We start from the raw sequence: 348 nt of genomic DNA on the forward strand, positions 1-348 counted from the left end.
AAGCTGTTCAAAACGGTGCAGATGAGATTGATATGGTTATCAATGTCGGTGCACTCAAATCGGGCGATTTGGATTTAGTCGAATCGGACATCCGTGCTGTCGTAGAAGCAAGTGGTGACAAGTTAGTGAAAGTCATTATCGAAGCGTGCTTGTTGACAGACGATGAAAAGGTTGTGGCCTGCCAATTATCCCAGAAAGCAGGCGCTGACTTTGTTAAAACATCAACTGGATTTTCAACTGGTGGTGCCACTATAGAGGATGTTCAGTTGATGCGTAAAACAGTCGGGCCAGATATGGGAGTTAAGGCAGCTGGTGGAGCGCGTTCATATGCAGATGCTGTCGCTTTTG

1 protein-coding gene is annotated in these 348 nt (G+C 46.3%); it reads left to right on the forward strand.

Going from position 1 to position 348, the window contains the following annotated elements; genetic code table 11:
- Window positions 1-348 (forward strand): deoxyribose-phosphate aldolase (gene deoC / locus SORDD16_RS10185; protein WP_081215216.1); only part of this gene is annotated, 348 nt, incomplete at both ends.

The sequence above is a fragment of the Streptococcus oralis genome (assembly GCF_001578945.1).
GTDB classification, from domain to species: domain Bacteria; phylum Bacillota; class Bacilli; order Lactobacillales; family Streptococcaceae; genus Streptococcus; species Streptococcus oralis_Q.